The following is an 8,232-nucleotide window of genomic DNA, read 5'->3' on the forward strand; positions in this document are numbered from 1 at the left end:
TTTAAAAAAGGATTTCGCTTCACGTTTATTAAAAGTAAAGGCCATCAAATTGCAGCCTAACAACCCCTTCACTTGGGCTTCAGGATGGAAATCACCCTTCTATTGCGACAATCGCAAGACGTTATCGTACCCCGATTTGCGCAATTATGTGAAGCTCGAGCTGGTTCATGCCATCCTTGATAAATTCCCGGAGGCCGAAGCCATTGCTGGCGTTGCCACCGGAGCCATCGCCCAAGGCGCGTTGGTGGCCGACGAACTCCACCTGCCTTTTGTCTACGTTCGCTCCAAACCCAAAGACCACGGCTTGGAAAACCTCATCGAGGGAGAGCTCAAGCCGGGCATGAAAGTAGTCGTTGTGGAAGACCTTATCTCAACGGGTGGCAGCAGTCTGAAGGCTGTCGAGGCCATCAGGGCTAACGCTTGCGAGGTAATAGGCATGGTAGCCAGCTACACGTATGGCTTCCCCGTGGCCAAGGAAGCGTTCGAGCAGGCCGGTGTGCAGCTCGAAACGTTGACCGACTATGAGCACGTTGTGGCCCAAGCCCTTGAGACCGGATACATCACCGAGGAAGATGTGGAGGTACTGAACGAATGGAGACAAGACCCCGCCAATTGGAAAAAATAACCCTGTCACTTACTTTTTATTTCATACGATATAGCCATGTCGACCTTTGAAAGTACAATACGCCCCATCAATTATCCGCAGCAGAGCGTTTACAACCTGCTGAGCGACCTTACCAACATAGAGCGCGTTAAGAGCCGACTGCCCGAGGACAAGGCCCGTGACTTGGTGTTCGACCAGAATTCCATATCCATTTCGACGCCCATGGGCAGCGTGAAGCTCCGCATAGTAGACCGTGAGGAGCCCAAATGTATTAAGTTTGAGACCGAGCAAAGTCCGCTTCCGTTTAATTTTTGGATACAGATTCTGCCCGTGACAGAGGCTTCGAGCAAAATGAAACTCACCATTAAGGCCGATCTCAATCCGTTCATTAAGGGTATGGTGTCAAAGCCTTTGCAGGAAGGTCTTGAGAAAATAGCCGACGCCCTGCAGCTCATTGATTACAGCGCCTAAGGCCCGTGATTTTGTAAAAGCAGTGTTTTCGCCTTATGAAAGCACTGCTTTTGTCGTCTTAAAGCAGCCCTTTTGAAGGGTCGAAGGCCGTCTTTCATAAAGCCGTAAAGCACACCCCGAAAGTCAGCTTAAATACTTTCGGGGTGTGCTTTTTTACTGTATTCTTCTCTCTATCAGCCTGATTTCCTGCTTATTGCTTACCGATTCTGATATTTTTTTCGGACCTTTGTGGCCGCAAAGGCGCAGGCCAATGCTGTCGTGTCCCGATTGATGGGGCACCACGACGTGGCCGAATGTCGTGTCGAGTATAACTCATGTAAGGCTTTTTCCTCCTTGACTTGATAGGAAAACAATACAAACAGAAATATATGAATCAATCAAAAAACTACGGAAAGACCAAGTTGGCTTGTTATCTTGGCTTTGTAACACAAGCCATTGTCGCCAATTTTCCACCGTTGTTGTTTATGGCTTTCCATCGCGAATACGACATTCCTATCGCGAGCCTTGCGCTGATTCCGGCTGTATTTTACATCGTTCAGTTGGTCACCGACTTCCTTTGTGCCAAGTTTAAGAACATAGATTATCGCAAGAGTATCATCGTTTCGGCGGTAACTTCGTCCGTGGGCCTCGTCGGTTTGGCATTCGTGCCCGAACTTTTTGCCGACCCGTTGGTGGGCATTCTCATTTGTGTATGCGTCTATGCCGTGGGAAGCGGACTTATAGAGGTGCTGTGCAGCCCCATTATCGAGGCCTGCCCTTTCCCTAACAAGGAAGGCATGATGAGTTTGCTCCATTCCTTCTACTGCTGGGGAGCGGTCGGAGTAATCTTGGGTTCCACGCTTTTCTTTATGCTTTTCGGGCTGGATAATTGGCGTCTTTTGGCCTGCCTATGGGCATTGATTCCGCTTTATAACATTATCAATTTTGCCACTTGCCCCATTGAGCCAATCGTTGAGGGCTCCGAGGGCATGAGTATCAGCCGGCTCATCGGTATGCGTACGTTCTGGCCTTTCCTGCTCTTGATGGTGGCGGCAGGTGCTTCCGAGAGTACCATGGCCCAGTGGACATCGGCTTTTGCCGAGGCTTCGTTGGGTGTCGATAAGACAATCGGCGACTTGGTGGGCCCTTGTGGCTTTGCTTTCTGTATGGGGTTGGGTCGTCTTTGGTACGCCAAGAAAGGGCAGTATTTTGATTTGGCCGGCTATATGAAAGGCGCCGGGCTTCTTAGTTTCGCAGCTTACCTGATAGCGGCCTTGTCTCCCATTCCGTTTGCGAGCCTTGTGGGTTGTATGATCAGCGGCTTGGCGGTGGGTATCATGTGGCCCGGCTCCATCAGTCTTACGTCAGCCCGCATTCCCGGAGGTGGCACGGCGCTTTTTGCTTTGCTTGCCCTCGCCGGTGATATGGGCGGCACCTTGGGCCCGTCCCTTGTGGGGCTTTGTGCCAAAGTCAGTGAGAACGATATTCAAAGCGGTATCCTTGCCGCGTCAATCTTCCCGGTTATGTTGGTTGTTTGCCTTTTCGGCATTCAGCGTAGTAGGGCAAAGGCGGGGGACGATTCGGCCCGTCCTTAGTCGATTTCCCTATATGCGGCGCGGCATTGATAGGCATAGTGAGGGCCGTGGTGGCGCATGCCTCGTGTCACTTGCCCATAGGCCATTTGTCAACGTGGGCTTTTGGGCGCCTCGAAGCAGCCTTTTGGCCGGCTCAAAGGGCTGCTTCGAGGGCGTGATAGGCCTGCTTTCGCAAAATAAGGATGTAGCGACCGTGAAATGAGGGGGGCTTGTTGTGTCGCCGAATGGCCGAGAGCCCTCCCGTCATTTGTTTTATTTTGAAAATATAAACCCATGCTCAGGACATTTACTTACGCTAAAATCATCGGTCCGTTGTTGGCCCTGCTGCTCACCGCGGCGGGCTGCGGAGGCGATGAGCTTTATAGCAATGACTACCGATGCGACTTCCGTTTCAATACCGCCGTCCATAACAACACCCTCATTCAGCAGGTTGTCAACCCCCTTGCGCCCGGCTATTACGTGATGATAGGCCAGACCACGCGGGGCGGCGTGCGCCAAGTGACGTTGCGTTTGGGCGGTGGTGCCAGCGAGACCGTGCCCATCACGACGGCCGAGGAGCTGCTCTATGTGCCCATCCTTGGTGCCGGCGGTACCATCGTCGTGGGCCATAGCTACCATTACGGCTTGTTGGCGTTCGACGGGCAGTGCCCCAATTGCCTGCAAGAGACGGGCAATGCCCGCCATCCGTTGGCCTTCGGGGCAGCCGGATGGCAGATGACGTGCGCCCGATGTGGCCGTGCCTATGATTTGAATGAGCGTGGCGTGGTGGTCAAAGGGCCCAAGGGACGGAAGATGATGGAGTATGTGGCCCGGTCGACAGGCCGCCTTCTCCTCGTGCACAATAAATATTAAAAATGTTAATAAGCTTTGGTTGTTACGATATTAACAACTATCTTTGCATTCGAATTATCCTTTTTAACAAACCGAAATGCCGCAATGGTGGAATTGGTAGACACGAGGGACTTAAAATCCCTTGGCCAGTAATGGCTGTGCGGGTTCGAGTCCCGCTCGCGGCACTTCAGCTATAAAAACCAACTTTTTTTGTTATGCGTAGAAATCTAATCCTTGTTTTTTCTGCATTCTCCTTGTTCTTATTCTCTTCATGTTCCAAGATGGGCGCGTTGTCTGCCGACTATTTTCAGGTAGACCCTAATCCGTTGGAGGCCATGGGAGGCAAAGTGCCCGCCACGATCAGCGGCCAGTTTCCCGAGAAATACCTGAAGAAGAACGCCACGGTTACCGTTATACCCGAGCTTCGCTACGCTAACGGGCTCACGGCGCAGGGCACTGCCGCCACGTTCCAAGGCGAGAAGGTCATGGGCAACAACCAAACGATTTCCTATCGGTTGGGTGGTCGTTACACGATGAAGACCACTTTCGACTACAATCCCCAAATGCAGAAGAGCGAGATGTATCTCACCTTTGTCGCCAAAGTGGGCAATAAGCAGGTGGATATACCCGCGGTGAAGGTTGCCAACGGCGTCTTGGCCACGTCAGAGCTTTACCGTCGCACGATGATGAATGGCGGAGCGTGCATCGCTCCCGACTCTTTCCAGCGTGTCAACGCCAAGAAGCAGGAAGCCAATGTGAAGTTCCTCATCAATCAGGCCAACCTGCGCAAGAGCGAGTTGCAGAACAACAGCGTGCAGGAATTTGTCAGAATGCTCAAGCGTATCAATGCCGACAGAGAGCGATTGGCCATCAAGAATGTCGAGGTGGCAGCCTACGCGTCGCCCGAAGGTGGCTTCAGCTTCAATGACAAGCTGGCCGGCAAGCGTCAGGACAACAGCGAGGAGTACGTGAAAGCGCAGCTCAAGAACGTCAAGATGAAGACCGACATCGACGCGCATTACACCGCGCAGGACTGGGAAGGCTTCCAGCAGCTCGTCCAAGCCAGCAACATGCAGGACAAGGACGTGATTCTTCGCGTGTTGTCGATGTACAAGGACCCGCAGGAACGTGAGCAGCAAATCCGCAACATGAGCGAAGGCTTCCGTGACTTGGCCGATGAGGTGCTGCCGGAGTTGCGCCGTGCCCGTCTCATTATCAACTACGAGACCGTCGGACGCACCGATGAGCAAATCAAGGAGCAGTACGCCGCCGACCCCGCCAAGCTCGATATAGAGGAGATTCTCTACGCTGCCTCGTTGGAAAACAACGCCGACAAGAAGGCCGAAATTTATAAGAAGACCACCGAACTCTACGATAAGGACTACCGGGCTTACAACAATTTGGCTGCCTTGGCGTTCAACAAGGGCGACAATGCCACCGCCGAGAAGTACATAGCCCAAGCCCTTCGTGTAAACGCCAAGGCACAAGAGCCTTATGCCAACAAGGCTTTGATGAGCCTCTCGCAAGGTAAGCTCGACGAGGCCGAGGGTTTCTTGTCTAACGCTGTCAACGCCAATGGCTTCAACAATGTGCTCGGCAATCTCAACATTGCACGTGGTAACTACGCCGCCGCGGCCGATGAGCTGAAGGAAACGGCTAGCAACAGCACCGCCTTGGCCCAGTTGCTGAACAAGGACTACGCCACTGCCAAGCAAACATTGAAGAGCGTTAAGAACCCCGACGCCATGACAAGTTACCTTCATGCCATCCTAAGCGCACGCCAAGGTAACAGCTATGCCGCCGGTTCTTACTTGAGAGAAGCGCTCGAGAAAGATCCTTCCTTGTCGTCGTATGCCGATAACGACTTGGAATTCGCCAAGATTAAAAGATGAAACAACTAAGTTTTAGCTTACTTTTACTGCTCACCCTGATTCTGGTTTCTTGTGGGACGGACAGCCATCACTTTGAAATTGATGGCCGACTCATCAACCTTAATCAGGGTGAGTTCTATGTTTACAGTCCCGATGGGGGCATTCAAGGGCTCGATACCATCAAGGTTGACGGTGGACGGTTTACCTACGACATTCCTTGTGAGCAGCCCTGCGTGCTCATCATCGTGTTTCCCAACTTCTCGAGACAGCCCGTTTTCGCTGCCCCGGGCCACTCGGTCGACATAAAAGGCGACGCTTCTCACCTGAAAGAGCTTGAGGTGAAGGGCACCGATGACAACGAGTTGATGACCGGTTTTCGTAAACAAATCGCCAATGCCTCACCTCCCGAGATGCGGAAGTACGCCGAGGATTTCGTGAAAGACCATCCCGAGTCGGCCGTGGCGCCCTATTTGGTCAACCAATATTTCATGGAAACCGTGCAGCCCGACTATGTAAAGGCGCTTAGCTTGCTCACTCTTTTGAGCAAGGAACAGCCCAAGAACGGTTATCTGAACCGTCTTTTGGCGGGTGCCCGTCAGATGAAGGACGTTACGATGAAGGGCAAACTGAAGGACTTTTACGCCACCGACATGAACGGACGGCCCGTTTCGGCCGCTAATCTTCGGGCTTCCGAGCTGGCCGTTATCAACGTTTGGGCCTCTTGGAATTACGAAAGCATGGATATTCAACGGCAGTTAAAGCAGGCCCGAGGCAAGGCTTCGGGGCGATTGCAGCTGTTGAGTATCAATGTCGACGCTTCGGTACGACAGTGTCGTGACGCGCAGAAAAACGACTCCATCAATTGGTCCACGGTGTGCGATGGCCAAATGTTTGACGGCCGTTTGGTGCGTCAGCTCGGCTTGACCACCATTCCCGACAACATCATTTTGCGCCGCGGAGAGATTATCGGCCGTGGCCTTTCCCCACAGCAGATACGTGAGAAGCTCGACGAATTACTGAAGTAAGCCCACGGTCTGCCCCCTGCCAGCACCTTTTACTTGGAAAACCATGCTTGTAAAAACCTATTGCGCAGCCGTCAACGGTCTTGAAGTGACCACTGTCACCATAGAGGTGAGTCTCAATCCCGGTGTGATGTATCACCTCACGGGGCTGGGCGATGAGGCCGTTCGTGAAGGTCGTGACCGCATATCGGCGGCCCTTCAGTACAACGGATATAAGTTTCCGAAGGCCGACATCACCGTAAATATGGCGCCGGCGAGCCTCCGTAAGGAGGGTAGTAGCTTCGATTTGCCGTTAGCGGTGGCCATCTTGGCCGCCAATGGCACCATTGTGTCAGGGAAATTGGGTAGCTACATGCTTGTGGGAGAGCTGGGACTTGACGGCCGTTTGCAGCCTATCAGGGGGGCGTTGCCTATCGCCATCCGTGCACGGGCCGAGCATTTCAAGGGACTTATCGTGCCCCGGCAGAACGTGAATGAGGCTGCCGTGGTGAACCGGCTCGATGTTTACGGCATGGAAAGCCTGACGGAAGTCATTCGTTTCCTGACGGACGAGGCTCAATTTGAGCCTACCGCCATCGACACCCGCCGTGAGTTCTATGAGAAACAGTATGCTTTCGACCTCGATTTCTCGGATGTTCGCGGGCAGGAGAACGTGAAGCGGGCCATGGAAGTGGCCGCCGCGGGTGGTCATAACCTCATTATGGTTGGTCCGCCGGGCTCGGGTAAGAGCATGATGGCCAAGCGATTGCCGTCGATACTGCCGCCGCTGTCGCTCTCGGAGAGCTTGGAGACCACGCAGATACACAGCATTGCCGGCAAGACGGGGCAAAACACGTCGCTCATCAGCCAACGTCCGTTCCGTTCACCCCACCATACCATTTCCGAAGCGGCCCTCGTGGGTGGTGGCAACAACCCACAACCGGGCGAGATTTCCTTAGCTCATAACGGCGTATTGTTCTGCGATGAGCTGCCCGAGTTCAACAAGCACACCCTCGAGGTGTTGCGCCAACCGCTCGAAGATAGGCATATCACCATTTCACGGGCCAAATATCGCATTGATTATCCATGTAGTTTCATGTTCGTAGCGAGCATGAACCCTTGTCCCTGCGGCTATTACGGCGACCCGACGCACCACTGCGTGTGTACGCCCGGCCAGATTCACCGCTATATGAACAAGATAAGCGGACCGCTACTTGACCGCATTGATATTCAAGTAGAGATTATTCCCGTTCCTTTCAAAGACATTTCAACGGCCCAACCGGGCGAAAGCAGCGCCGCCATTCGTGAGCGTGTAATCAGGGCGAGGGCCATTCAGATCGAGCGTTTCAAGGATTTGAGGCACGTACATTGCAACGCCCAGATGACCGAACGCATGATTCACCGGTATGCCGAGCCCGACGCGGCCGGCGTGGAGCTGCTCCGTGTGGCCATGGAAAAGCTGTCGCTGTCGGCCAGAGCTTACAGCCGAATCCTCAAGGTGGCCCGTACCATCGCCGACTTGGCCGGTAGCGACAGCGTCACCGTGACCCATTTGGCCGAGGCCATCAACTATCGAAAGCTCGATAGGGGCGATTGGGCCGAGCGATAAAGGGCCTTTGACCGTAAAATGGTTTATTAATTCTGTAATTCGGGTGCCTTTCCCGAATACTTTTATACATAATTTTGCAACAGAAATCATCATCATTTAAGTTTATGGATGAAAGAGAAGTAATGGTCATCGACACCGTTGATGGCTACAATCAGTGGATGGGATACGAGACAAAGCACCCCTTGGTGACGGTTTCCGACCTGTCGAAAGCCAATCCGAAGCAGCCCCGCAGGGAGATAACGGTACAGTATGGCTTGTATTCCGTGTGGCT

At 53.1% G+C, this 8,232-nt stretch carries 8 protein-coding genes and 1 tRNA gene; all 9 read left to right on the plus strand.

Translation table 11 applies throughout. From position 1 onward, the window contains the following. Positions 1-625: orotate phosphoribosyltransferase (pyrE, locus tag VIR50_RS07555; RefSeq protein ID WP_331934539.1), on the plus strand; the 625-nt coding region annotated here is incomplete at its 5' end. A 36-nt stretch (positions 626-661) separates the two neighbouring features. Further along, positions 662-1,075: an SRPBCC family protein gene (locus VIR50_RS07560; protein ID WP_331934540.1), complete on the plus strand. Its 414-nt coding sequence runs from the start codon at positions 662-664 to the stop codon at positions 1,073-1,075. Positions 1,076-1,443: 368 nt separating this feature from the next. After that, on the plus strand, positions 1,444-2,649 hold the full coding sequence (locus VIR50_RS07565; RefSeq protein WP_331934541.1) for an MFS transporter: 1,206 nt from the start codon (positions 1,444-1,446) through the stop codon (positions 2,647-2,649). 13 nt (positions 2,650-2,662) lie between these two features. Beyond that, positions 2,663-2,851, plus strand: coding sequence for a hypothetical protein (locus VIR50_RS07570; protein ID WP_331934542.1), 189 nt, complete (start codon positions 2,663-2,665; stop codon positions 2,849-2,851). A 71-nt stretch (positions 2,852-2,922) separates the two neighbouring features. Beyond that, positions 2,923-3,501 carry a hypothetical protein gene (locus VIR50_RS07575; RefSeq protein ID WP_331934543.1) on the plus strand — a complete coding sequence of 193 codons (579 nt, stop codon included), beginning with the start codon at positions 2,923-2,925 and terminating at the stop codon, positions 3,499-3,501. 78 nt (positions 3,502-3,579) lie between these two features. Further along, positions 3,580-3,665 (plus strand) — tRNA-Leu (locus VIR50_RS07580). A gap of 30 nt (positions 3,666-3,695) precedes the next feature. After that, positions 3,696-5,372, plus strand: coding sequence for a tetratricopeptide repeat protein (locus VIR50_RS07585; protein WP_331934544.1), 1,677 nt, complete (start codon positions 3,696-3,698; stop codon positions 5,370-5,372). Further along, positions 5,369-6,376 (plus strand): DUF4369 domain-containing protein, encoded by a 1,008-nt coding sequence (locus VIR50_RS07590; RefSeq protein ID WP_331934545.1) that lies wholly within the window; start codon positions 5,369-5,371, stop codon positions 6,374-6,376. Before VIR50_RS07585 ends, VIR50_RS07590 begins: the two co-directional genes overlap by 4 nt. A 43-nt stretch (positions 6,377-6,419) precedes the next feature. Beyond that, entirely contained in the window at positions 6,420-7,961 is a 1,542-nt protein-coding gene (locus VIR50_RS07595; protein ID WP_331934546.1) for a YifB family Mg chelatase-like AAA ATPase, read from the plus strand. Positions 7,962-8,232: the final 271 nt, after the last annotated feature.

Origin of the sequence: Prevotella sp. (assembly GCF_036570325.1) — a bacterium.
Lineage (GTDB): Bacteria > Bacteroidota > Bacteroidia > Bacteroidales > Bacteroidaceae > Prevotella.